Source organism: Rhizobium sp. BK289 (assembly GCF_014193575.1).
Lineage (GTDB): Bacteria > Pseudomonadota > Alphaproteobacteria > Rhizobiales > Rhizobiaceae > Rhizobium > Rhizobium tropici_C.
The window spans coordinates 58,417-83,242 of record NZ_JACHZO010000020.1 but is presented as its reverse complement, the minus strand read 5'-3'; the positions used below and the strand labels follow the sequence as shown (position 1 = coordinate 83,242).

The 24,826-nt window shown below is 61.6% G+C and carries 26 protein-coding genes and 1 other RNA gene; 19 read left to right on the top strand and 8 right to left on the bottom strand.

What is annotated here, in order from left to right; all coding sequences use genetic code 11:
- The first annotated feature begins 28 nt into the window (after positions 1–28).
- Positions 29–784 carry a 3-deoxy-manno-octulosonate cytidylyltransferase gene (locus FHT84_RS28325; protein WP_113250094.1) on the top strand — a complete coding sequence of 252 codons (756 nt, stop codon included), beginning with the start codon at positions 29–31 and terminating at the stop codon, positions 782–784.
- Positions 785–808: 24 nt separating this feature from the next.
- Positions 809–1,663 (top strand): prephenate dehydratase, encoded by an 855-nt coding sequence (locus tag FHT84_RS28320; protein ID WP_112340092.1) that lies wholly within the window; start codon positions 809–811, stop codon positions 1,661–1,663.
- A gap of 203 nt (positions 1,664–1,866) precedes the next feature.
- Here the strand turns inward: FHT84_RS28320 and FHT84_RS28315 are convergent, their stop codons facing one another.
- The 6 genes from FHT84_RS28315 to FHT84_RS28290 all read right to left on the bottom strand — a co-directional run bounded on the left by FHT84_RS28315 (position 1,867) and on the right by FHT84_RS28290 (position 5,451).
- Positions 1,867–2,265 carry a VOC family protein gene (locus tag FHT84_RS28315; protein ID WP_183765410.1) on the bottom strand — a complete coding sequence of 133 codons (399 nt, stop codon included), beginning with the start codon at positions 2,263–2,265 and terminating at the stop codon, positions 1,867–1,869.
- A 220-nt stretch (positions 2,266–2,485) separates the two neighbouring features.
- Positions 2,486–2,854: a VOC family protein gene (locus FHT84_RS28310; protein ID WP_183765383.1), complete on the bottom strand. Its 369-nt coding sequence runs from the start codon at positions 2,852–2,854 to the stop codon at positions 2,486–2,488.
- A 220-nt stretch (positions 2,855–3,074) separates the two neighbouring features.
- A complete protein-coding gene (locus FHT84_RS28305) occupies positions 3,075–3,302 on the bottom strand; it encodes a hypothetical protein (RefSeq protein ID WP_246698656.1) in 228 nt (75 codons plus the stop codon).
- A gap of 83 nt (positions 3,303–3,385) precedes the next feature.
- A complete protein-coding gene (locus FHT84_RS28300) occupies positions 3,386–4,072 on the bottom strand; it encodes a YafY family protein (RefSeq protein WP_112340088.1) in 687 nt (228 codons plus the stop codon).
- Between the two features lie 12 nt (positions 4,073–4,084).
- A complete protein-coding gene (gene nudC, locus FHT84_RS28295; protein ID WP_112340087.1) occupies positions 4,085–5,044 on the bottom strand; it encodes an NAD(+) diphosphatase in 960 nt (319 codons plus the stop codon).
- Positions 5,041–5,451: an HIT family protein gene (locus tag FHT84_RS28290; protein ID WP_113250105.1), complete on the bottom strand. Its 411-nt coding sequence runs from the start codon at positions 5,449–5,451 to the stop codon at positions 5,041–5,043. Before FHT84_RS28290 ends, nudC begins: the two co-directional genes overlap by 4 nt.
- A 91-nt stretch (positions 5,452–5,542) precedes the next feature.
- Between FHT84_RS28290 and ffs the strand changes: the two genes are divergently transcribed.
- The 3 genes from ffs to FHT84_RS28275 all read left to right on the top strand — a co-directional run bounded on the left by ffs (position 5,543) and on the right by FHT84_RS28275 (position 8,008).
- Positions 5,543–5,639: signal recognition particle sRNA small type (ffs, locus tag FHT84_RS28285), an RNA gene on the top strand.
- 64 nt (positions 5,640–5,703) lie between these two features.
- On the top strand, positions 5,704–7,578 hold the full coding sequence (locus tag FHT84_RS28280) for a DNA polymerase III subunit gamma/tau (protein ID WP_183765381.1): 1,875 nt from the start codon (positions 5,704–5,706) through the stop codon (positions 7,576–7,578).
- Positions 7,579–7,684: 106 nt separating this feature from the next.
- Entirely contained in the window at positions 7,685–8,008 is a 324-nt protein-coding gene (locus FHT84_RS28275) for a YbaB/EbfC family nucleoid-associated protein (protein WP_037155519.1), read from the top strand.
- Between the two features lie 130 nt (positions 8,009–8,138).
- Here FHT84_RS28275 and FHT84_RS28270 read toward each other — a convergent pair whose 3' ends face one another.
- The gene (locus FHT84_RS28270) at positions 8,139–8,615 is read right to left on the bottom strand and encodes an Lrp/AsnC family transcriptional regulator (RefSeq protein ID WP_183765379.1); all 477 of its coding nucleotides are present in this window, start codon (positions 8,613–8,615) and stop codon (positions 8,139–8,141) included.
- Between the two features lie 113 nt (positions 8,616–8,728).
- On the opposite strand from FHT84_RS28270, the gene FHT84_RS28265 reads away from it, so the two are divergent.
- A complete protein-coding gene (locus FHT84_RS28265) occupies positions 8,729–9,265 on the top strand; it encodes an alpha/beta hydrolase (RefSeq protein ID WP_183765377.1) in 537 nt (178 codons plus the stop codon).
- Positions 9,266–9,360: 95 nt separating this feature from the next.
- Positions 9,361–9,972: a LysE family translocator gene (locus tag FHT84_RS28260; RefSeq protein WP_112340082.1), complete on the top strand. Its 612-nt coding sequence runs from the start codon at positions 9,361–9,363 to the stop codon at positions 9,970–9,972.
- Between the two features lie 2 nt (positions 9,973–9,974).
- Here FHT84_RS28260 and FHT84_RS28255 read toward each other — a convergent pair whose 3' ends face one another.
- Positions 9,975–10,598, bottom strand: a complete 624-nt coding sequence (locus tag FHT84_RS28255; RefSeq protein WP_145646394.1) for an MOSC domain-containing protein — start codon at positions 10,596–10,598, stop codon at positions 9,975–9,977.
- A gap of 57 nt (positions 10,599–10,655) precedes the next feature.
- Here FHT84_RS28255 and recR point away from each other — a divergent pair, with 57 nt between their 5' ends.
- From recR to pnp, 12 genes are all read left to right on the top strand, one after another.
- The gene (recR, locus tag FHT84_RS28250) at positions 10,656–11,261 is read left to right on the top strand and encodes a recombination mediator RecR (protein ID WP_112340080.1); all 606 of its coding nucleotides are present in this window, start codon (positions 10,656–10,658) and stop codon (positions 11,259–11,261) included.
- Between the two features lie 207 nt (positions 11,262–11,468).
- Complete coding sequence (locus tag FHT84_RS28245) at positions 11,469–12,752, top strand: lytic murein transglycosylase (RefSeq protein WP_113250101.1); 1,284 nt, start codon at positions 11,469–11,471, stop codon at positions 12,750–12,752.
- A gap of 159 nt (positions 12,753–12,911) precedes the next feature.
- The gene (gene rimP / locus FHT84_RS28240) at positions 12,912–13,517 is read left to right on the top strand and encodes a ribosome maturation factor RimP (RefSeq protein ID WP_145646378.1); all 606 of its coding nucleotides are present in this window, start codon (positions 12,912–12,914) and stop codon (positions 13,515–13,517) included.
- Between the two features lie 62 nt (positions 13,518–13,579).
- Positions 13,580–15,190, top strand: a complete 1,611-nt coding sequence (gene nusA / locus FHT84_RS28235) for a transcription termination factor NusA (RefSeq protein WP_112340077.1) — start codon at positions 13,580–13,582, stop codon at positions 15,188–15,190.
- Positions 15,187–15,879, top strand: coding sequence for an RNA-binding protein (locus tag FHT84_RS28230; protein ID WP_183765375.1), 693 nt, complete (start codon positions 15,187–15,189; stop codon positions 15,877–15,879). Before nusA ends, FHT84_RS28230 begins: the two co-directional genes overlap by 4 nt.
- 101 nt (positions 15,880–15,980) lie before the next feature.
- Positions 15,981–18,713, top strand: a complete 2,733-nt coding sequence (infB, locus tag FHT84_RS28225; RefSeq protein ID WP_183765374.1) for a translation initiation factor IF-2 — start codon at positions 15,981–15,983, stop codon at positions 18,711–18,713.
- A gap of 104 nt (positions 18,714–18,817) precedes the next feature.
- Positions 18,818–19,426 (top strand): hypothetical protein, encoded by a 609-nt coding sequence (locus FHT84_RS28220; protein ID WP_183765371.1) that lies wholly within the window; start codon positions 18,818–18,820, stop codon positions 19,424–19,426.
- A gap of 68 nt (positions 19,427–19,494) precedes the next feature.
- Complete coding sequence (gene rbfA, locus FHT84_RS28215) at positions 19,495–19,902, top strand: 30S ribosome-binding factor RbfA (protein WP_113251477.1); 408 nt, start codon at positions 19,495–19,497, stop codon at positions 19,900–19,902.
- A 12-nt stretch (positions 19,903–19,914) separates the two neighbouring features.
- On the top strand, positions 19,915–20,847 hold the full coding sequence (gene truB, locus FHT84_RS28210; protein WP_112340073.1) for a tRNA pseudouridine(55) synthase TruB: 933 nt from the start codon (positions 19,915–19,917) through the stop codon (positions 20,845–20,847).
- Between the two features lie 92 nt (positions 20,848–20,939).
- Positions 20,940–21,791, top strand: a complete 852-nt coding sequence (locus FHT84_RS28205; RefSeq protein ID WP_113251476.1) for an alpha/beta hydrolase — start codon at positions 20,940–20,942, stop codon at positions 21,789–21,791.
- A 152-nt stretch (positions 21,792–21,943) separates the two neighbouring features.
- Positions 21,944–22,213: a 30S ribosomal protein S15 gene (gene rpsO, locus FHT84_RS28200; protein WP_069613589.1), complete on the top strand. Its 270-nt coding sequence runs from the start codon at positions 21,944–21,946 to the stop codon at positions 22,211–22,213.
- 324 nt (positions 22,214–22,537) lie between these two features.
- Positions 22,538–24,676 carry a polyribonucleotide nucleotidyltransferase gene (gene pnp / locus FHT84_RS28195; protein WP_112340119.1) on the top strand — a complete coding sequence of 713 codons (2,139 nt, stop codon included), beginning with the start codon at positions 22,538–22,540 and terminating at the stop codon, positions 24,674–24,676.
- The last annotated feature ends 150 nt before the right edge of the window (positions 24,677–24,826 follow it).

Here is a 24,826-nt window from a genome sequence, read left to right as displayed (position 1 = left end):
TTTTCCCTCGGGAATAGAAGGCCCAACAATGACTGATCCGAATTTAGACAAGACGCTGGTCCTCATTCCCGCCCGCATGGCCTCCACGCGCCTGCCGGGCAAGCCGCTGGCTGACATTTGCGGTCTGCCCATGATCGTACAGGTTGCCAAGCGCGCGCGCGAGGCGGCGATCGGTCGCATCGTCGTCGCCGTCGACCATGAGGATACCTATGCCGCCGTCGCCAATGCCGGCTTCGAGGTCGTCATGACGCGCACCGACCATCAATCCGGCTCGGACCGCATTTACGAGGCGCTGCAGGCGGTCGATCCTGAAGGTCGCGCGGAGATTGTCGTCAATGTGCAAGGCGACCTGCCGACCATCGATCCAGCAACCATCCGCGCCTCGCTGCGCCCGCTGGAAGATCCGGCCGTCGACATCGCGACGCTGACCGTCGAGATCAAAGACGAAGAAGAAAAGACTGCGCCGAGCGTCGTCAAGGTCATCGGCTCGCCGATCTCGGAGAGCCGCCTGCGCGCGCTCTATTTTACCCGCACGACCGCCCCCTACGGCAAGGGACCGCTCTATCACCATATCGGCCTCTACGCTTACCGCCGCGCTGCACTCGCGAAATTCGTGAGCCTCGGCCCATCGACGCTGGAATTGCGCGAATCACTGGAGCAGCTGAGGGCGCTGGAGGCCGGCATGCGCATCGATGTCGAGATCGTTGACACGGTCCCGCTCGGTGTCGATACTCCCGCCGACCTCGAAAAGGCCAGACGCATCCTCTCCGCCGCTTCTCTCTGACGGCATTCCCCCAAGGGCAGTCCCATGATTACCAAGACCAACAAGATCTCCTTCCAGGGCGAGTACGGCGCCAATTCCGACATGGCCAGCCGCGACATGTTCCCGACCATGGAGCCGCTGCCCTGCCAAACCTTCGAGGATGCCCTTACCGCCATCGAGAACGGCGATGCCGATCTCGGCATGATCCCGATCGAAAACACGATCGCCGGCCGCGTCGCCGACATCCATCATCTGCTGCCGGAATCGCGCCTGCATATCGTCGGCGAATATTTCATGCCGATCCGCTTCCAGCTGATGGTGCTGCCAGGCGTAAAGAAGGAAGAAATCCGCACGGTGCATAGCCATATCCATGCGCTCGGCCAATGCCGCAACATCGTCCGCGCCAACGGCTGGAAGCCTGTCATTGCCGGCGATACGGCGGGGGCTGCCAAGCTGATCAAGGAAACCGGCGACCGCAGCATGGCGGCGCTGGCGCCGCGGCTTGCGGCCGATCTCTATGGGCTGGAAATCATTGCCGAGAATGTCGAAGACACCGAAAACAACATGACGCGCTTCGTCATCCTGTCGCGCGACGAGGACTGGACGGAACGCAGTTCGGCGGACGAAAAGATCGTTACGACTTTCGTCTTCAACGTCCGCAACATTCCAGCCGCCCTCTACAAGGCGCTCGGCGGCTTCGCCACCAACGGCATCAACATGACGAAGCTGGAAAGCTATCAGCTCGGCGGCCGTTTTGTCGCAACGCAGTTCTATGCGGACATCGAGGGCCACCCTTCGGATCCGCATGTGCGCCGCGCTCTGGAGGAACTGCGTTTCTTCTCCGAAAAGGTCCGGATCCTGGGCGTCTACAAGGGTCATCCGACGCGGGGCGATCTCTAACATTCGACGCGAACCCGGGCCACCTCGTGGTTCGAGGCAGCACCGTTTTCGCCGCGCTTGACGGCGCCGCTCCCCACCACGAGGCGGATAACGCCCTGTGGCGAGGCACAAAAGATCAGTCCTCGTGGTGAGGTGCGGAGCTCGAAGAGCAAAGCCTTGAACCCCGAGGGCGAGTGGTTAAACCGCTACAATTCCACGGCTAGCTATCCTTCGGCGTTGGTCACGACCTCGATGCGATGCCCGTCCGGATCGATGACGAAGGCGGCGAAATAAGCCGGCCCGTAATGTGGTCGAACACCAGGTGCGCCATTATCCTTGCCGCCATGAGCCAATGCGCCCTGATGGAACAGGACGACAGCCTCGCGGCCCTGTGCAGTAAAGGCGAGATGAAAGCCTGGGCCTGGTGCATGAGCCTCTTTGCCGCGCAGTTTGATGGCGAACTTATCGCCGCCACCCGGCGGGCCATATCCGATCGCCTGGTCGGGATCGCCGGGGGTCAAGTCTTCCCAAACCCTGACATAACCGAGCGGCGCAAATGCTGCGTCATAGAAGGCGGCGGCTTTCTCGATATCGGATACACCGAATGAAATATGATGGAGCAACTGTTCCTCGCGTGGTTTTGGGTGCATCGATCAGTGTCTTTGCAAATGCTGGAAGTCAACACAAACGGAGGACGCGAGGTTCCGCAAGCTGATGTTATGAAATAGCCTTTGCCTATCATCTCAAGCCCCTCATCCGACCTCCTGAGCTTGCCGAAGGGCGGCCATCTTCTCCCCGCAAGCGGGGAGAGAGGCTAAGGTGAGGGGCAGGCAGGGCATGAATTCACTTATCCGGCTCACAAACGCGCAGGCGATGGCCGTCGGGATCGAGAACGACGAAGGTCGGGCCGAAATCCATCGTCGTCAGTTCCTGCGCGATCGGTAGGCCGCGTGCCTTCCAATCCCTGTAGTGCTGCTCGACGGCACCGGCGCCTTCGACCATGAAGCCCAGTTCGCCGCGATTGCCGATGGCGGAAGGCTGCGGCTCAACGCTGCTGCGGCGCCAGAGGCCGAGACTGAGGCCGTTGTCGAGTGCAAAGGCTACGAAATTCGGCGAGGCGAAGGCCGGCTCACGGCCGAAGAGATCGCGATAGAACGGCGTGCTTTCGCCGGGGTCCTTGACGTAGAAGATGATGAGGTTGGGGCTTGTCATTTGGATATTCCTCTTGTTTTGGTGGAATTAAGGGCATGCGGATAAGGCCGGCGAACGGAACAAAGTTCGCCGGAGATGACCGTGTCATTGCCTGGTTGGGTGCTTGCGAAGATGCGCTTCCAAAGAGCATTGCACTGTTGAGATCAGCGCCTTGCGCTCGGATGTTTGATTATGCGTATGTCGTTATCGCGAAGGCCGCGACGAGCTCCCGCGACCGGCCTCAGTGCATCCGATCTTCCTCTCGATACGGAGCACAGCCGTCCAGGAAGCCCAGATCCCGTTTCACGGAATCCGGTACTTCTTCGATATCGAGGCGATTCCACTGGCGGGTGAAATAGCCAAGCGCGATCTCAGAAAGACGATCCAGCCATGACCGGTGCCTGCCTCTGTGCGCCTCGACGTCGCCGCGATGCATTCCTTTCATCGTGATGAAAACGCTGCTTGCCATGATCGGTCCTCCTTCCTGTCTGGATGGAGCCGATTATAACTATCCCTACTGACAGTTTCTGGCAGTAGCATCGCGCCAGCCAGTCAATTATGGGCAATACCCTCTTTGGCTTGCCATTCTCTTGCAAGCGCGACGCGACGGCGCGGGTAGCGCGCCTCGAGCACCGCGAAATCGACGATGCGGTCGGCGCGGAAATGGCGGAAATCCTGGCGCAGCTCGCACCATGCCATGATGATGCGGGAATTGTCGAAATAGCCGAGCGCGAAGGGCCAGATACGGCGGGTGGAAATGGCGCCGTTCACATCGCCATAGGTCAATTGCACCATGCGTTCGGTGCGGATCGCCTTGCGCATCAGGGAGAGATCGGCCTTGTCTTCCGTGATGCGGCGCGTGCCGACGACCACGGCGGCCTGATCGATCGCCTCGCGCATCTCTGGAGGCAGAACGGCAGCGATCTTGGCGAGAGCATCGGTTCCGGCTGCCGCCAAGCGGGCATCGGTTGCTCGCGCTACCCATCTCGACCCCAGCACCAGCGCCTCGATCTCGTCTTGCGAAAACATCATCGGCGGCAGCATGAATCCGGGCTTCAGAACATAACCGATGCCGGGCTCGCCCTCGATCATAGCCCCTTGCGACTGCAGACTGGCGATATCGCGATAGAGCGTGCGCAGGCTGACGCCGGTTTCCTCCGCCAGAACGGCACCGCTCACCGGACGACGATAGCGCCGCAGCGTCTGCAACAGCGTCAGCAAGCGTTCGGAGCGGGCCATGGCAGGATAGTCCTAGCGCTTCCATTCCACCCAGTCGCGCATCAAGCGATGGGCGATGGCGCCCTTGGGCGGAGATGTGTTGCCGGAAGCCGAGACGCGGTCGAGCATGGCGAGCGTCTCCTCCGGGGTAAACCAGCGGCAATCCTCGAGCTCGGCCTCATCCATATGAATGTCCGTCGACTTGGCCTCGGCATAGCAGCCAATCATAAGGGAATGCGGCATGGGCCAGGGCTGGGAAGCATGGTAGCGCACGCGGCCGATATGAATGCCGGATTCCTCATGCGTCTCTCGACGCACCGCATTCTCGATGGTTTCACCCGGTTCGACGAAACCGGCGAGACAGGAATACATGCCCGGCGCGAAATGATGGCTGCGGCCGAGCAGGCAGCGATTCCTCTCCTCGTCGATGCAAAGCATGATGACCACAGGGTCCGTGCGCGGGAAGATCGTATGTTCGCAGGCCGTGCAGACCCGCTTGTAGCCGCCGATCCGGCTGTCCATGACCGAGCCGCAGCGGCCGCAGAAGCGGTTGTCACCATTCCAGCGGAGGAGGCTCATGCCCTGAGCGGCCTCGCCCAGGATTTCGCCTTCGAGCAGCAGGTCGCGCCAGAGGGAGCGCATGTCGGCGGGCTTATACTGGCTGGCAAGCTCGTCGGCATTGACCCGCACCGGCACGGCAAGCCTGGGCTCGCCGGTCTTGCGATAGCCGAGCAACACGGCTTCCTCCCAATTCGGATCGAGTTCCTGCAGCTCGTAGCGGGCAAACAGCGGGTCGAGTACCTGCCCGTCATGCTTCAGGACAAGCCGATCCTGTGCGAATGCCAGGATATGCGTGCCGTCCTTGGCGAGGGCCTGCTTGATCGATTCCTCGTCGCGATGCTCGGCATCCCGGTTGAGCTGGTTTTCCGCAAAGGCGGTGAGACTGCTGGCTTCGGGATGCGGCGCATCCGAGGAAAAGATGGAATGGCTCATTGTGAAAGCGTTTCCCGCAACTTGGCTATGAGGTTGTTCATGTCTTCGTCCGAATAGGGTTCGGCCTTGCCGTAGCCCCAGACGGGGCCTGGCCAGTTGGCATCACCTTCGAACCGCGCAATCACATGAACATGAAGCTGACGGACGATATTTCCAAGTGCCCCGACATTGATTTTTGTCGCCCCCGTCACCGTCTTCAGGGCGCTTGCGACCTTATCCGTTTCGAAGGTCAGCAGGATCCGGTCGAGCGGGGTCAGCTCGAAAACCTCCGATTTGCCGGGCCTGCGGGGGATCAGCACCAGCCACGGCCAGCGGCTATCCTTCATCAGCCGCACGTCGCACAGGCCGGTGATGGCGACGGAAACGCTGTCATTCGCCAGACGGTCGTCGAGCGTAAACTCCTTCAAGGGGGCATCCTCCATTGTTTTATCAAATGTTTAGCAGTTTTTTTTGACCTTGGCTTGCTTTTGATGACGATATTGCCGATATGTGCATCCGGGAGGTTGGTGGTGGACGAGCCACTCGCCAACCGGGTCAGGTCCGGAAGGAAGCAGCCCTAACGAGCCCGGCACGGGTCATCGTGCCAGCCTCCCACCCTTTCCGAAAGCAGGACCCGGCTTTCCGGGCGACAAGCAGGGCACCGGGCAAAAAGCAGGGCGATGAGCGACAGCGAGCGACAAGCAAAAGATGCCGCCTCGACCGGCACCGGTTACCGGGTGCTGGCCCGCAAATACAGACCCAAGGACTTCACGGACCTGATGGTCGGCCAGGAGCCGATGGTTCGCACGCTGACCAACGCGTTCGAGACCGGCCGCATCGCCCAGGCCTATATGCTGACCGGTGTTCGCGGTGTCGGCAAGACCACCACCGCCCGCATCCTGGCCCGCGCCCTCAACTACAAGACCGCTGCCGTCGATCGGCCCACGATCGACCTGCGCGAACCCGGCGAGCATTGTCAGGCGATCATGGAAGGCCGGCATGTCGATGTCATCGAGATGGACGCCGCCTCCCACACCGGTATCGACGATATCCGGGAAATCATCGAGCAGGTGCGCTACCGGCCGGTTTCGGCCCGCTACAAGGTCTACATCATCGACGAAGTGCACATGCTGTCGACGGCGGCCTTCAACGGGCTGCTGAAGACGCTGGAAGAGCCGCCCGAGCATGTGAAGTTCATTTTCGCCACCACCGAAATCCGCAAGGTTCCGATCACGGTGCTGTCGCGCTGCCAGCGCTTCGACCTGCGTCGCATCAGCGCCTCCGATCTCGTCAGCCTGTTCACCACCATCACCGGCAAGGAAGGCATCGAGGCCGAGCCGGAAGCGCTCGCCATGATCGCCCGCGCCGCCGAAGGTTCGGCGCGCGACGGCCTGTCGCTGCTCGACCAGGCGATCGCCCATGGCAGCGGCTATGTTGCTGCCGATGCGGTACGCGCGATGCTTGGACTTGCCGACCGCGCCCGCATTGTCGATCTCTTCGGCCACATCGTCAAAGGCGACGTCGCCGCGGCACTGGCCGAATTCAACGGCCAGTACGAGGCCGGCGCCAACCCTGTCGTCGTGCTGACCGACCTTGCCGATTTCACCCATCTCGTGACCCGCCTCAAATATGTGCCCGATGCCGCCGACGATCCGTCGCTCAGCGAAATCGAGCGCACGAAAGCGGCGGAATTCGCGCAAGGGGTCGCGGTAACGGCACTTTCCCGCATCTGGCAGATGCTGCTCAAGGGCATTACCGAGACTGAGAATGCCTCGCGCACCGCCGGCGCTGCCGAAATGGTGCTGATCCGTCTTGCGCATGCCGCCCACCTTCCAGCACCCGAAGATGCGGCGCGCAGGCTTGCCGAATTTTCCGACGGCAATGGCGGCTCCCGCCCCTCACCATCTCCGAGCGGCGGCAATGGCGGCGGAGCAGTGTCCTATCAGGGCAGCGCCATGGCCCGCGCGGTCGAAACGCCGGCGCCACGGCCTGCACCTTCCGCCCCGGTCGCCATGTTGCGCGCCGTGCCGAATACACAGCCGGATTCGCAGCCCGTTGGCCGCATCGAGACGAAACCAGCCCAAGCGCCGAAGCCGCTCGTGCCGGTCAATTCGATGGCTGATATCGCCGAACTTGCGAGCCAGAAGCGCGATCCGAAGATGAAGGCGCTGGTGCGCACCTTCGTGCGCCCGGTCAAGCTGGAGCCGGGAAGGCTCGATGTGAGCCTGGCCCCCGGTGCTCCCGGCACGCTGCTGAATGAGCTTGCCGTCAAGCTGAAGGAATGGACCGGCATCCACTGGATCGTCAGCCTGAGCCGCGAAGAGGGCCAGCCGACGCTTGTCGAAGCAGAAGCAAACGCCCAGAAGCAGCGAGTCGCCGATGCACGGCAAGACCCCGATGTCGCGGCGATCCTGGCGCAATTTCCGGGCGCAAAGATCATCGACGTGCGCGTGCGGGCACCCGAGACGGACGACGAAGAGGAAGCAGCCGCCCCGCCGGCGGTCGCCGAATCCGTCGATGGCGATATACTGCCGGGCGATGATATAGAATTCTAAGGGTAGGGTATCGGGCAGCGGAACCGCGTGGCTCGACGCCCGTGGCGGCCGACGGCCCATCTGAGCCGATGGGAAATAGAAGCATTTAGAAGAAGGACCAATAACGATGCGCGACATCATGGGCATGATGGGCAAAGTGAAGGAAATGCAGGCCAAGATGGAGAAGATGCAGTCGGAGATCGCCGACATTCGCGTCGAAGGCAAGGCCGGCGGCGGCCTCGTCACCGTCACCGTCAACGGCAAGGGCCTGATGGTCGGCCTCAAGATCGATCCGTCGCTGTTCAAGGAAGACGATGTCGAAATCCTCGAAGACCTGATCGTCGCCGCCAACAAGGATGCCCAGGAAAAGGCTGAGGCGATCGCCGCTGAAAAGACGCGCGAACTGACCGCTGGCCTGCCGATCCCGCCTGGTTTCAAGCTGCCGTTCTGAGACGGGCACGCTCCCCCATCAGAGCGTGATGCCGAAAAGCGTGGGCGGTTTTCGGACGACATCACGCTCTATTCTTTGATGCTAGGGCGGATTCAGATTCTAGGTCAACTCGACCTAAAATCATACAGCTCTAGCGGGCGGCCGCCTTGCGGATCAGATCGCGGCCAATCGCCTTTACAGGTTCGTTTCGCAGCACCAGCGATGTCGTCACCGCGCCATGGCGGGCAATGGAATCGACGATGGTTTCAAGGTCAGCCGGTGTCGGCACGAGAACCTTGAGCAAAAAGCAATCTTCGCCCGTCAGCCTCAGCACCTCGATAATCTCGGGCATTTCCGAAAACTGCTTGAGATAGGGCCGGATATGCTCATGCGTGGTCCGCAGCCGGATGACCGCCATCATGCCGAGCCCGACGGCAGCGGGATCGACGACCGCTCGATAACCAGCGATGACGCCGCGCTCCTCCAGCCGCTTCAGCCGCTCCGATGCCGCCGGCTGCGACAGGCCGACACGGCGGCCGAGCTCCGATACCGAGATTCGCCCGTCCTGCTGCAGGATTTCGATGATCGATAGATCCGTCGGATCTAGTCCTCTTTCGATAGTATCCATGGCTCACCTTCAATTCATCGGTTGGTGAAATTTTTATCCGATGGATTGCAATGTCAATCGGCATCCCGGCATGCCAGCTTTTCTCCGGGAAAGACCATGGAGAAAGGATAGAGATGAGCGATATCATCACGCTACCGGGCCTGGGCGGTTCGGGCGAAGGTCACTGGCAGACATGGTGGGAACGGCAGGATTCCAGCATGCGCCGCTTCCAGCCTTCCAGCTGGGACAGGCCAATACTCACGGATTGGATTGCCGCGCTCGAGCGCGAAATCTCGCGCTCCAAAACGCCGCCGATCCTGATCGCGCATAGCCTTGCCTGCCAGCTGATCGCCCATTGGGCGCCTGTCAAGAAGGCGGCGATCCTCGGCGCGTTCATGGTGGCCGCGCCTGATCCCACGGGCGAAATCTATCTTGCCGAGGCCGGCAGCTTTGCCGATCCGCCACGGCAGCGGTTGCCTTTTCCATCCCTGCTCGTCGCCAGCACCGACGATCCTTTCAGCTCCTTCGACCATGCGCGCCGCAGTGCCGAAAGCTGGGGCAGCGCCTTCGTCGATGTCGGGTCACGCGGGCATATCAATGCGGCATCCGGACTGGGTGACTGGCCGGAAGGCAAGGCAATCTTCGGGCGTTTTCGCGCCGAGCTTAGCTGAACGCAAATCCTGCATTTGGAAAAGCCGCGCCGGAATGCTATCTCTGGCGCTCTTCTTCCAGATATCGTCCAGCCTGCCCTGTTGGAGGGAATACGATGAGCCTATCGACGCTGCTTGTTTTTGCCGGTGCCTTGTTCATTGCGGCGGGATCGCCGGGACCGAACATCGCGGCACTCGTGGCGCGCGTGCTGACGAAGGGCGCGCGCAACGTGCTGCCCTTCCTCTCCGGCATGTGGCTCGGCGAGGCGATCTGGTTGACCTGCGCCGTTGCCGGCCTTGCGACCATTGCCGAAACCTTCCACCTCGCCTTCGTGGCGATCAAGTGGCTTGGCGTCGCCTATCTGCTCTATCTTGCCTGGAAGATGTGGTTTGCCTCCTCCGATACTGCGGGAGAGGAACTACCGGACGAACAATCAGCCATACGGCTCTTCCTCGCGGGCTTCACAGTCACCATGGGCAATCCCAAGATCATGGTGTTTTACGTGGCGCTGTTGCCCTCAATCATTGATCTGCATGCCGTCACGATCTCCGGCTGGGCCGAGCTGGTGGCGACGATGTTTGCAGTGCTTGTCGTCATCGACCTCTCCTGGGCGATGCTGGCGGCCAAAGCCAGAACCTTCCTCAGGAGCCGCCGCGCCGTGCGCATCGCCAATCGCGCCAGCGCCGGCACCATGGCAGGCGCGGCCGTTGCGATTGCCATGCGGTGAGTTCAGACCGCTGCGTCGCTTTCGATGAGTGCACGCAGCTTGTGATGGACGGGCGCCGCCAGATAGCGCGCCCGATCCTCCGGTGACAATCGCCTGCCGAATGTCGCCATCATTTCCGGCATCGTCACCCTCTCGCCAGCATAAGGCAGATAGGTGACCGGCATATCAGCGCTCACCGTGCCGCTCGCAAGAACGCGGCAATAGATGCCGGGCCGCCCGGCCTGGACGTATCGCTTAACGAACTGTCGATCGCCTATCTTCGCCGCGAAGGTGGAGCAGGGAATGCGCGCCGAGGTGACTTCCAAAACAAGATCGTCGGCTATGAATTGGTCGCCGACGGCGATCTGGCAATTGTCCAGGCCTTCGATGACGAGGTTTTCGCCAAAGGCGCCGGGCTCCAGCGATCGTCCAAGCTCGCTTGCCCACCAGTCCAGCGTCAGGGAACCCTCGACATAAACGGCCTGATCACGGCCGCCATGATGCCTGCGATTGCAGATGGCATCGCCGAGCAGCCCCAGCTCGTCGATCATGACGGCACCGCTGACTGCGTGCTTATTGATCCCGGTCTTCGCCTTCTTGCCCGGCAGCGTTTCAGGGGCACCGCGGCACACGGCCAGAATTTTCATCACTCAACCGTTCCTTCCGAGATTCCGTTCTTGAAGCTTATGAGCTAAAAGCCTCCCATGGCAAAGCGAGTCACCGGCCCCGAAATCGAAAAACTCATCCAGCTCCTGGCGAAAGTACCGGGCCTCGGGCCGCGCTCGGCCCGGCGCGCGGCGCTGCATCTGATCAAGAAGAAGGACCAGCTGCTCGGCCCGCTATCCCATGCCATGGGCGATGCCTATGACAAGGTAAAGATCTGCTCGCGTTGCGGCAATGTCGATACCGTCGATCCCTGCACCGTCTGCACCGACGATCGGCGCGACCAATCCGTCATCATCGTCGTCGAGGACGTCTCCGATCTCTGGGCGCTGGAACGATCAGGTGCGATGAACGCCGCCTATCACGTTCTCGGCGGCGTGCTGTCGCCGCTTGACGGCGTCGGACCTGATGATCTCAACATTCGCGGATTGATCGCCCGCGTCAGCGAGGGCGGCGTCCGCGAAGTCATCATCGCCGTCAACGCAACGGTCGAAGGGCAAACCACAGCACACTATATAACCGACCAGCTTGATGGCCTCGAGGTCAAGATCACCCGCCTTGCCCATGGCGTGCCCGTCGGCGGCGAGCTCGACTATCTCGACGAAGGTACGCTTGCGGCGGCGCTGAGGGCGCGGACGGCGATTTGATTTGAGAGCTGCAACAGAGGAAAGAGTATGAGGAGAGTTTTTACCCCCCTCTGTCAGCTTTCGCTGACATCTCCCCCACAAGGGGGGAGATTGGTCGCCCGCAGCGGAGATCGGCCTCAAACCAATATCCTGCCTGCAGATGCCGAGAGAAATTTTACGAATAAGGGTCGCAGCGAACTCCCAACAATCTCCCCTCTTGTGGGGGAGATGTCGCGGCAGCGACAGAGGGGGGTATCAGCGGCTCGACATGCGCAAAGGCTGCTTTCCCTACTCTGCGTCCTCCTCCTCGCCCTTCTCCCCCTCCCCGCGCTCGCCGCCTCGAAAGCTGATGTCGAAGCGCAGTTTCAGGCCTGGATTCAAAAGGATCTGTGGCCTGAAGCGCGAAAGGCAGGAATATCCGAAAAAACTTTCCAGGCTGCCTTCACTGGCGTGACGCTGAACTGGAATCTGCCGGATCTTGAGCCGCCGGGCTTCCCGAAGCCGGAGCAACAGGCGCAGAGCCAGGCCGAATTCTCCTCCCCCGCCCCCTATTTCAATGAGGCACGGCTGCAGAAACTGGCCGTAACGGGGCGAAGCCTCGCCTCGCAATATGGGCCAGTGCTGAGGCGGATCGAAAAGACCTACGGCGTGCCGGGGTCGATCCTGCTTGCGATTTGGGGCCGCGAGACCGGCTTTGGCATCGCCAAGCTGCCGAATTCGGCGGTCCAGGTGCTGGCGACCAAAGCCTTCATGTCGACGCGCAAGGACATGTTCCGCAATGAGCTGATCGCTGGGCTGCGCATCCTCGAACATGGCGATGTCACGCCGGATCAGTTCAAGGGCTCCTGGGCCGGTGCACTCGGCCAGCCGCAGTTCATGCCGACCAACTACCTTAAATTCGCCGTCGACTTCGATGGCGACGGCCATCGCAACATCTGGACCTCGGTGCCGGACACGCTGGCATCCATAGCTAACTATATGGTTCAGAAGGGCTGGCAGCGCGGCCGTGGCTGGGGCTATGAAGTCGCCATCCCGCAGAACGTCTCCTGCGCGCAGGAAGGGCCTGATCTCGCCAAGCCGATTTCGCAATGGGCTTCGCTGGGGATCAAGCCGGTTTCCGGCAAGACCCTCCCGGCAGACGAATTGCGGGCGAGCGGGATGATGCTGGTACCGGCTGGCCGCGACGGGCCGGAATTCATCGTGACGCCGAATTTCTACGTCATCAAGGAATACAACAATTCCGACCTTTACGGCCTCTATATCGGCAATCTCGCCGACCGCATCGCCTATGGCAGCGGCGCCTTCCGGGAAAAATGGGGCGATGTCGGCAAGATGCTGCGCTCTGACGTCGCCAATATGCAGAAGACTTTGGAGCGCAAGGGATACGATGTTGGCGGCACCGACGGCTTGCCGGGCTACAAGACGCGGCGCTCGATCGGCCAATGGCAGGAAAAGAGCGGCATGAAGCCTACCTGCTATCCCGACAGCTCCATGCTCGGCGTGCTGAAATAGCGGCGAAAACCGCCTTCGACGCGAATGCCTTGCAATTTGCCGGAAAGAGGCTTATATCCGCATCAAATTCTTGATCGTGCGATGAAGAGTGGGCCGCAAGGACCCGCTCTTTTTTATTAGCGCGATCTCCCAATGCATGAACAATGCAGGAGTGAATGCTTGTCGGACGTGACAAACGCAGACAATACCAATGAACCCAGGCTGATCGTCGAAACCGGCCTTGATCAGCGCGTTGCCGCCATCATCGAGCCCGTCCTTGTGGGCATGGGCTTTCGCCTGGTGCGCGTGCGTCTCCTGAACCAGAACGGCCTAACGCTGCAGATCATGACCGAGCGCAACGACGGCACCATGACCGTCGAGGACTGCGAAGAGGTCTCCACGGCCATTTCGCCGGTTCTTGATGTGGAAGATCCGATCGATAAGGCGTATCATCTCGAAGTGTCTTCGCCGGGGATCGATCGCCCGATGGTGCGGAAATCGGATTTTCAGCGCTGGATCGGCCATCTCGTCAAGTGCGAAACGTCGATCCTCGTCGATAACCGTAAGCGTTTCCGCGGCAAGATCGCCGCCGTCGATGCCGACGGCTTCACGATCGAACGCGACCAGGTTGCCTATGGCGAGGAGCCCAGGGTGACCATTCCGTTCAGCACGCTGGCCGAAGCCAAGCTGATCCTGACGGACGATCTCATCCGCGACGCGCTGCGCGCCGACAAGCTGGCCAAAGCCGAGGCTGCGAACCAGAACGAAGCGGACGACCAGGAATAACCGATCAACGAACCGCCTGACGGAACGGGAACCCAAGGGCAGGAAGACGGAGACTAAAGACAATGGCAGTCAGTGCGAACCGGCTAGAACTTCTGCAGATCGCAGATGCAGTGGCGCGCGAAAAGGTCATCGACCGCGAGATCGTGCTTGCCGCAATGGCGGACGCGATCCAGAAGGCCGCGCGTTCGCGTTACGGTACGGAATCGAACATCCGCGCCGACATCAACCCGAAGACGGGTGAAATCCGCCTGCAGCGCCTGCTCGAAGTGGTCGAGAAGGCCGAGGACTATTCCACGCAGATCCCGCTGGAACTCGCTCGCGACCGCAACCCTGACGCAGCCCTTGGCGATTTCATCGCCGATCCGCTGCCGCCGATGGATTTCGGCCGCATCGCAGCCCAGTCGGCCAAGCAGGTCATCGTGCAGAAGGTGCGCGAAGCCGAGCGTGACCGCCAGTTCGACGAATTCAAGGATCGCGTCGGCGAAATCGTCAACGGCACGGTCAAGCGTGTCGAATACGGCAACGTCATCGTCGACCTCGGCCGTGGCGAAGGCATCATCCGCCGCGACGAAATGATCCCGCGCGAAAACTTCCGCTACGGCGATCGCGTCCGCGCCTATGTCTACGACGTCCGTCGCGAGCAGCGCGGCCCGCAGATCTTCCTCTCGCGCACGCATCCGCAGTTCATGGTCAAGCTCTTCACCATGGAAGTGCCCGAAATCTACGACGGCATCATCCAGGTGAAGTCGGTTGCCCGCGATCCGGGCTCGCGCGCCAAGATCGCCGTCATCTCGAACGACTCGTCGATCGATCCGGTCGGCGCCTGCGTCGGTATGCGCGGTTCGCGCGTTCAGGCCGTCGTCGGCGAGCTGCAGGGCGAAAAGATCGACATCATTCCCTGGTCCAGCGAGCCGGCGAACTTCGTCGTCAACGCGCTGCAGCCGGCCGAAGTCGCCAAGGTTGTTCTCGACGAAGATGCTGAGCGCATCGAAGTCGTGGTTCCGGACGAGCAGCTTTCGCTCGCCATCGGCCGCCGCGGCCAGAACGTCCGCCTTGCTTCGCAGCTGACCGGCTGGGATATCGACATCATGACGGAAGCCGAGGAATCGGAACGCCGTCAGAAGGAATTCAACGAACGCACCAATCTGTTCATGGACGCGCTCGACGTCGATGAGATGGTCGGCCAGGTTCTGGCCTCGGAAGGTTTTGCCGCCGTCGAGGAATTGGCTTACGTCGATCTCGACGAAATCTCCTCGATCGACGGCTTCGACGAAGACACCGCCCAGGAAATCCAGACCCGTGCGCGCGAATATCTCGAAAAGCTCGAGGCGGAGATGGACGAGAAGCGCAAGGCGCTCGGCGTCTCCGACGAGCTGCGTCAGATCAATGGCATGACCGCACAGATGATGGTCGCCCTCGGCGAGGACGGCATCAAGACGATCGAGGATTTCGCCGGCTGCGCCGCTGACGACCTCGTCGGCTGGAGCGAACGCAAGAACGGCGAAACGAAGAAGTTCGAGGGCCTGTTCTCCAAGCTCGAGGTCTCGCGCGTCGAAGCCGAACAGATGGTCGTGCAGGCTCGCCTGCTGGCCGGCTGGATTACCGAAGCCGATCTCGCCGCCGAAGCCGAAGAGGCGTCGGAAGATGAGGGCGAGGCCGAGCAGGAAGCATGATGAGCGCAGAGGGGCCGAAGGCCGCACCCGAAGACGACGATCTTTCGGGTGACGGCGCAAATGGCCGTATGTGCATCGTAACACGCGAAAGCGGATCGCCGGATGAGCTGATCCGCTTCGTCGTCGCTCCAGACGGAACAGTCGTTCCGGATCTGAAGCGGCAGCTGCCGGGACGCGGATGCTGGGTCAAGATCGACCGTGCACTCGTGGACAAGGCAGTAGCAAAGAAGTTGTTCTCCCGCGCCCTGAAGGCGGAGGTGACCGCGCCGAGCGATCTTGGCGCCACCGTCGACCGCCTTCTTGCGGCGCAACTGGCCGGGATGATGAACATGGCACGCAAGGCGGGCCAGTTCGTATCCGGCTCGTCGAAGGTGGATGGCGCCGTTCGCAACGGCTCGGCACTTGCCGTGTTCCATGCGATGAACGCCGCCGCCGATGGCGTGCGCAAGATCGATCAGGCAAGGAAGGCCTGGCATCTCGGCATGGAGACCGAAGCGGAAATACCGTCCTTCCGTGTCTTTACGGAGGCCGAAATGGACGAACTGATGGGCCAGAATGCTTTTATCCATGCCGCAGCGCTTGCAGGGCAGGCGGGTGAGGGTGTAGTGAAGCGCGCAAACCTGCTCGAACGGTACCGCAACGGCGGTCAGTCCCGGGCAACGGGCGGCGCTGGCCGGCGAAAACAATGACGCGGTCACCGGCCTTTGCCGGACGCCTCATTAAGGTACATGCATTGAACGACAGGGTTTGACGGACGTTTCCGTGCCCTGTCCGAAGGAACAGGAACGGAATGACCGACAATCAAGACGACAAGACGCTGAGTGTTTCGGGTAAGAAGACCCTCACCTTGAAGCCTTCAGGCGTAAACCAGGGCACCGTGCGCCAGGACATGGGCCGCGGTCGCACCAAGGCGGTCGTGGTTGAGACCCGTAAGCGCCGCCCGCTACGTCCTGAAGACGAAAAGCCAATCACGCCGGTAGCGACATCAGCGCCCTCGGTGACGCGCGTTGCCGAACCGACGCCGCAGCCGCCGCGCCCGCCGCAGCCGGCTCCGCGCATTCATCAGCCGGGCGGCCAGCAGCAGCGGCCCGCACAATCCAACCAGGGCTATCAGCAGCGCCCGCAGCAGGAACGCTCGTCGCGTCCGGTGGTTCTGAACCACCTGTCCGCCGATGAGATGGACGCCCGCCGCCGGGCGCTCGCCGACGCGCAGGCTCGCGATGCCGCGGATGCCATCCGTCGCGCCGAGGAAGAGGCGCGTCGCCGCCAAGAAGAGGAAGCACGCCGCATCGCCGAGCAGGCCGAAGCCGCACGCCGCGCCGCCGAAGAGGCTGCCCGCGCTGCCGAAGTCAAGGCAGCGGCACCGGCGGCGGCTGAACCTCAGGCGGAAGCGCCGAAGCCCGTGGCACAGCCGGCTGCAGCGCCCGTTGTTGCGCGTCGCCCGGACACGGCTCCCCAGCCGGCCCGCCCCGGTGCCCCCTCGACGGAAGCGCCGGCCAACCGTCGGCGGCTAAACCAGGAAGAAGAAGATCGCGGTCCATCGCGTGGTGGCGTGCCTGCCCGCGGCAAGATCGTGCGTCCGGAACCGGCAAAGCCGGTTACCACACGTCCGAAGACCGAGGACGAGCGCCGCCGCGGCAAGCTGACGGTCACGACCGCCGATGTCGACGAAGACGGCAACGCCCGTGGTCGCTCGCTTTCGGCCATGCGCCGTCGCCAGGAAAAATTCCGCCGCAGCCAGATGCAGGAAACGCGCGAAAAGATCTCGCGTGAAGTAGTGCTGCCGGAGACCATCACCATTCAGGAACTGTCGCAGCGCATGTCCGAACGCGCCGTCGATGTCATCAAGTTCCTGATGAAGGAAGGCCAGATGATGAAGCCGGGCGACGTCATCGACGCCGATCTGGCCGAGCTCATCGCCGGCGAATTCGGCCACACGGTCAAGCGCGTTTCGGAATCCGACGTCGAACAGGGCATCTTCAACGTTGCCGACGAGGAAGGTGAACTGGTTTCCCGTCCGCCCGTCGTTACCATCATGGGTCACGTCGACCACGGTAAGACCTCGCTGCTCGATGCCATCCGTCATGCGAACGTGGTCGCCGGCGAAGCCGGTGGCATCACCCAGCATATCGGCGCCTATCAGGTCGAGCAGAACGGTCAGAAGATCACCTTCATCGACACCCCCGGTCACGCCGCCTTCACGGCAATGCGTGCCCGCGGCGCCCAGGCGACCGACATTGCGATCCTGGTGGTTGCGGCCGACGACAGCGTGATGCCGCAGACGATCGAATCGATCAACCACGCCAAAGCGGCGGGTGTTCCGATCATCGTCGCGATCAACAAGATCGACAAGCACGAAGCCAATCCGCAGAAGGTCCGCACGGAACTTCTGCAGCACGAAGTCTTCGTCGAATCCATGGGCGGTGAAGTTCTCGACGTGGAAGTCTCCGCGAAGAACCGCACCAACCTCGACAAGCTGCTGGAAGCCATCCTGCTGCAGGCGGAAATCCTTGACCTCAAGGCCAATCCGAACCGTACGGCCGAAGGCACCGTCATCGAAGCCCAGCTCGACCGCGGCCGCGGTTCCGTCGCCACCGTGCTCGTGCAGAAGGGTACGCTGCGTCCTGGCCAGATCGTCGTTGCCGGCGATCAGTGGGGCCGTGTCCGTGCACTCGTCAACGACAAGGGTGAGCATGTGAAGGAAGCAGGCCCGGCCATGCCGGTCGAACTGCTCGGCCTTTCCGGCGCACCGCAGGCCGGCGACAAGTTCGCCGTCGTCGAAAGCGAGAGCCGTGCCCGCGAGATCTCGGAATATCGCCAGCGCCTCACCCGCGACAAGGCGGCTGCCCGCCTGTCGGGTCAGCGCGGCTCGCTCGAACAGATGATGACCCAGCTGCAGGCTGTCGGCGTGAAGGAATTCCCGCTTGTTATCAAGGGCGACGTGCAGGGCTCGATCGAAGCCATTGCCGGCGCTCTCGAAAAGCTCGGCACCGACGAAGTTCGTGCCCGCATCGTCCATTCGGGCGCAGGCGGCATCACCGAGTCGGACGTCTCGCTGGCGGAAGCTTCCAATGCGGCGATCATCGGTTTCAACGTCCGCGCCAACGCGCAGGCACGTCAGTTCGCCGAGCGTCAGGGCATCGAGATCCGCTACTACAACATCATCTACGACCTGGTGGATGATGTGAAGGCGGCAATGTCGGGCCTGCTCTCTCCGGAGCGTCGCGAAACCTTCCTCGGCAATGCCGAGATCCTCGAGGTGTTCAACATCACGAAGGTCGGCAAGGTCGCGGGTTGCCGCGTCACCGAAGGCAAGGTCGAGCGTGGCGTCGGCGTCCGCCTGGTGCGCGACAACGTCGTCATCCACGAAGGCAAGCTCAAGACGCTCAAGCGCTTCAAGGATGAAGTGTCGGAAGTCAATGTCGGCCAGGAATGCGGCATGGCCTTCGAGAACTACGAAGACATCCGCGCCGGCGATACCATCGAGTGCTTCCGCGTCGAGCACATCACCCGCACGCTGTAAGCGATCTTTCGATTTGCAAGACATCAAAACCGCCGGCGAAACCGGCGGTTTTTTTCTTGGATCCCGTTTTTCTTGGATCCCGACGAACATGAGGAAGCATCGACATGACTGCAATGCCCGAAGATGACAAGAGGATCGTCGTCTCCTTCGTTCGCCAGCCAAGCGAACATGTCGCTGTCATGTGGCAGGCAGGGCAACGCCTTGCCCTTCGCCACCCTCCGAGCGCGCATAACCGGGCAGCCTGGCAGTTCGTCTCCGCAATCGGTGTCGGCGCGGGCTTCCCGGTGCTGTTCTACTTGTTGCGCGCTTACGTCTTCGTTCCCGTATTCGGATTGTCGCCATCCCTGGATTTGGGCGACATGGCAATCATCTGGCTCGTGCCGACTCTGATCATCTATGTGCTCATCCTGATCTATTCCCAGTGGGCGACGCGGCGGCGCATGGCGACGATGCGATCGCGCATACGTCCTGATGTTATCATCACGGTAACGATCACATCCGAGGGCGGTTCCTGGAAATCGGAGCAGACATCGATTTGGCTTGGCTGGCGCGAGATCCGGGGCATCGGTCGCCGCAACGGGCGGATTGAATTCGATACGGAGTCCTTCGTCACCTATATTCCGGCATCCGCTTTTGCCGATCAGGCCGCGCAGGATGCCGCATTCGCAAGGATTCTCGGCTTCTGGCGGGCCGGGAATCCTGTCCAGCCTTGACCTTTGCGCCGGATCGAGTCATTTGACCCGCTTTATCGCGTCCAAGGGACGCTGCTAACGGAACAACCATGACCAGACCAACTTCTTCCGCGCCTTCGCAGCGCATGCTTCGCGTCGGCGAGCAGGTGCGCTCAGCGATCACGCAGGTCCTGCAGCGCGGCGAAGTGCGCGACGACCTGATCGAGCGCACCGTGATCTCCATTTCCGAAGTACGCATGTCGCCGGATCTGAAGATCGCCACCGCCTTCGTGACCCCCCTTGGCGTTGCCGATCATGGCGCCGTCATCGAGGCGCTGAACCGCCATGCGAAATATATCCGCGGCCGCCTCGGCCCGCAGCTCCGCCAGATGAAGTACATGCCGGAAGTCCGCTTCCGCGACGATACGAGCTTCGACAATTACAAGAAGATCGACGAACTGCTGCGCTCACCCGAGGTCAGCCGCGATCTCGAAGACGATAACGACAAAGATCAATAACAGAGACAGAGAATGTCCAAACCACGCAAGCCCAAGGGCCGCCCGATTTCGGGCTGGCTCATCCTCGACAAGCCGGTGGATTTCGGCTCGACCGAAGCCGTTTCCAAGATCAAGTGGCTGTTCAAGGCCCAGAAGGCCGGTCATGCCGGGACGCTCGATCCGCTCGCGTCCGGCATGCTGCCAATCGCGCTCGGCGACGCCACCAAGACGGTCCCCTATGTCATGGACGGCCGCAAGATCTATGAATTCACCGTGACCTGGGGTGAGGAACGCGCTTCCGACGACCTAGAGGGCGCAGTCACCGCCACCTCCGACAAGCGTCCGAGCGAAGAGGATATTCGCGCGCTGCTGCCGAACTATACGGGTGTCATCAACCAGATCCCGCCGCAGTTCTCCGCCATCAAAATATCAGGCGAGCGTGCCTATGACCTTGCCCGCGAAGGCGAGACGGTCGAGATCCCCTCGCGTGAAGTCGAGATTTTCCGCCTGACGCTGCTTGCCTGCCCGGATGCCAATACGGCGCATTTCGAAGTCGAGTGCGGCAAAGGCACCTATGTACGAGCACTTGCCCGCGATTTCGGCCGCGATCTCGGCTGCTACGGCCATATTTCCGGCCTGCGGCGCAGCTTCGTCGCACCCTTCGCCGAAGAGGCGATGGTGCCGCTTGCCGATCTCGTGGCGCTCGAAGAGATCGAGGACGCGGATGAGCGGCTCGCCGCCCTCGATGCGCTGCTGATCGACACGGCGGAAGCTCTTTCTTCGCTGCCGCACCTCGTCATCAGCGACGACCAGGCCCACCGTCTGAAGATGGGCAACCCTATCCTCGTGCGCGGCCGCGATGCTCCGGTCGCCGAAACCGAGGCCTATGCCACGGCACGCGGCAAGCTGATCGCCATCGGTGAAATCGGCCAGGGCGAATTTCGTCCGAAGCGCGTATTCGGCTAGCCAAACTCAGCCAGAAATAGCGCTATTGCAGCGCAATGGCTATGCGATATGCTCCCCGACGGGCCATCATGGCCCGTCCAAAGGGGGCAAACATGCGCAGAATTGCATTCGGAATAGTTGCATTCCTTTCTCTGTTTCTGGCAGTTGCGAACGCCCAATCCGCCGAGCGATGGGCCGGGCTACCGCCATTTCCTCCAATGCCGCAACCCAAGACGAGCGGCATGGCCGATGTTAACGACATCAAGATGTATTATGCTGAATACGGCGCAGGCGACCCGATCCTCTTCATTCATGGCGGCCTCGGAAATGCCGATGTCTGGGGCGCTCAGGTTGCCGATTTCGCGAGAGATCATCTCGTCATCGTCGCCGACAGCCGCGGGCATGGCCGCTCGACGCGCAGCGAACAGCCCTTCGGCTACGACCTGATGACTTCCGATTATGCTGCGCTGCTCGACCACCTGAAGATCGGTAAGGTGACGCTGGTCGGATGGTCCGATGGCGGCATCATCGGCATTGATATGGCGATGAAATATCCCGAAAAGCTGACCCGCGTGATCGCGCAAGCCGCCAATGTCACGACCGACGGCGTGAAGCCCGATGTCATGAGCAACAAGACCTTCAACGACTACATCAACGTCGCCGGCGACTATTACAGGAAGCTGTCGCCGACCCCGAACGAATATGACGCCTTTGTCAACCAGATCTCGCAAATGTGGGCGACGCAGCCGGCATGGACCGCAGCCGACCTCGGAAAGATCACGGTGCCGGTGACGCTTGCCATCGGCGACCATGACGAAGCGGTGAAGCTGGACCACACTGAGATGATGGCGAAAGAGATTCCGGGCGCGAAGCTCGTCATCCTGAAGGACGCCAGTCATTTTGCCATGCTGCAGGATCCAGAAGGCTACGACGCCATGATCCGGAACGCCGTGGCGGGGCGCTGAAGCCGCCGGGGGGACAACCCTCTTTCAATTGCCGCTCATTTGGTTTATAGGCAGCGCCAGCATCAGGCATGCCTGATTGCATTCGCGGCCAATGCTGGACGACATCCCGGCGTTTGGCGACTTCAATCTCCTCTCATAGAAAGGACCATCCGATGTCGATCACTGCTGAGCGCAAGGCTGCGCTGATCAAGGAATATGCGACCGCCGAAGGCGACACCGGTTCTCCGGAAGTCCAGGTTGCGATCCTGACCGAGCGCATCAACAACCTCACGGAACACTTCAAGGACCACAAAAAGGACAACCACTCCCGTCGTGGTCTCCTGACGATGGTTTCCAGCCGGCGCTCGCTTCTTGACTACCTCAAGAAGAAGGACGAAGGCCGTTATACCAAGCTGATCACCAGCCTCGGTATCCGCCGCTAACGGAATTTCCGGCGGGCGTTCACCTGAACGCCCGCCGGTTGCTTATGAGGGGTATGAACCCCTAAGACTGTTTCGCTTGCGCCTTGCAATGGCGCGCCGCGAAACTGCCGGCAGGCCGGATGGGCCGGTGCTGCCAACAACAACCGTTGACCTGTCATGGGGCAGGATTGCCGGATGCTTTCAGCCGAAGCTTCGCGCTTCGGCCGATCTTCGAAAGCCTCTCGTTGTCTTGCCCGTGATGCGTCACATTTCGTGCGGTTGAAGATGCGCCCTGCCGAAATCGTCGGCCACGGCGCCTTTTCCCGCATCATGCAAGGACAAGATATGTTCGATATCCATACCGTCGAAATCGAGTGGGCAGGCCGCCCGCTGAAGCTCGAAACCGGCAAGATCGCCCGCCAAGCCGATGGCGCCGTCGTCGCCACCTACGGCGAGACCGTGGTGCTTGCGACCGTCGTTTCCGCCAAGGCGCCGAAGCCGGGTCAGGACTTCTTCCCGCTCACCGTCAACTACCAGGAAAAGACCTACGCAGCCGGCAAGATCCCCGGCGGCTACTTCAAGCGCGAGGGCCGTCCGAGCGAAAACGAAACGCTCGTTTCGCGCCTGATCGATCGCCCGATCCGCCCGCTTTTCCCGGAAGGCTACAAGAACGACACGCAGGTCGTCGTCACCGTTATCCAGCATGACTTGGAAAACAATCCCGATATCCTGTCGATGGTCGCAACTTCGGCTGCCCTGACGCTCTCCGGCGTCCCCTTCATGGGCCCGATCGGCGGCGCTCGCGTCGGCTACATCAACGGCGAATACGTGCTCAACCCGCATCTCGACGAGATGGACGAATCGAGCCTCGACCTCGTCGTCGCCGGCACGCAGGAAGCCGTGCTGATGGTCGAATCCGAAGCCAAGGAACTGCCTGAAGACGTCATGCTCGGAGCCGTCATGTTCGGTCACCGCGGCTTCCAGCCTGTCATCGACGCAATCATCAAGCTCGCCGAAGTCGCCGCCAAGGAGCCCCGTGACTTCCAGCCGGAAGACTACTCCGAGCTCGAGAAGGAAATGCTCGGCCTTGCCGAAGCCGAACTGCGCGACGCCTACAAGATCACGCAGAAGGCTGATCGCTATGCCGCCGTCGACGCCGTCAAGGCGAAGGTCAAGGCACACTTCCTGCCCGAAGAAGGCGAAGCCAAGTACACGGCCGAGGAAGTCGGCGCCATCTTCAAGCACCTGCAGGCGAAGATCGTTCGCTGGAACATCCTCGATACCTCCAGCCGCATCGACGGCCGTGACCTGCAGACGGTCCGCCCGATTCTCGCCGAAGTCGGCCTGCTGCCGCGCACGCACGGCTCCGCCCTCTTCACCCGCGGCGAGACGCAGGCGATCGTGGTTGCCACGCTCGGCACCGGCGAAGACGAGCAGTATGTCGACAGCCTGACCGGCATGTACAAAGAAAACTTCATGCTGCACTACAACTTCCCGCCCTACTCGGTCGGTGAAACCGGCCGCATGGGTTCTCCGGGCCGCCGTGAAATTGGCCATGGTAAGCTCGCCTGGCGCGCTGTCCACCCGATGCTGCCGACGGCGGAACAGTTCCCCTATACGCTGCGCGTCGTCTCTGAGATCACCGAGTCCAACGGCTCGTCCTCAATGGCGACCGTTTGCGGTACCTCGCTGGCGCTGATGGATGCCGGCGTGCCGCTGGCAAAGCCGGTTGCCGGTATCGCCATGGGCCTGATCAAGGAAGAAGAGCGTTTCGCCGTTCTCTCCGACATCCTGGGTGACGAAGACCACCTCGGCGACATGGACTTCAAGGTCGCCGGCACCGAATCCGGTATCACCGCACTGCAGATGGACATCAAGATCGAAGGCATCACCGAAGAGATCATGAATGTCGCCCTGAACCAGGCGAAGGGCGGTCGTCTACACATCCTCGGCGAAATGGCCAAGGCCATTTCCGAGAGCCGCGGCCAGCTCGGCGAATTCGCACCGCGCATCGAAGTGATGAACATTCCGGTCGACAAGATCCGCGAAGTCATCGGCTCCGGCGGCAAGGTCATCCGCGAAATCGTCGAAAAGACCGGTGCGAAGATCAACATCGAGGACGACGGCACCGTCAAGATCGCCTCCTCCTCCGGCAAGGAAATCGAAGCGGCCCGCAAGTGGATCCACTCGATCGTCGCTGAACCGGAAGTCGGCCAGATCTACGAAGGCACGGTCGTAAAGACCGCCGACTTCGGCGCTTTCGTCAACTTCTTCGGCGCCCGTGACGGTCTCGTCCACATCTCGCAGCTCGCTTCCGAGCGCGTTGCCAAGACGCAGGACGTCGTCAAGGAAGGCGACAAGGTCTGGGTCAAGCTGCTCGGCTTCGACGAGCGTGGCAAGGTTCGCCTGTCCATGAAGGTCGTCGACCAGGCGACCGGCCAGGAAATCGCTGCCGACAAGAAGAAGGACGACGCGGCCGAATAAGCTGCGCCTTCATCCAAGTTCCGGGGCGCGGGATCTTTTCCGCGCCCTTTTTATATTGAAGAGGCTGGCGATCTCGGTTTTTCCGAAGTTCTGTGCCCGGCCGCTCACCCTAGCCCTCTCCCCGCATTGCGGGGAGAGGGGATTTGACGG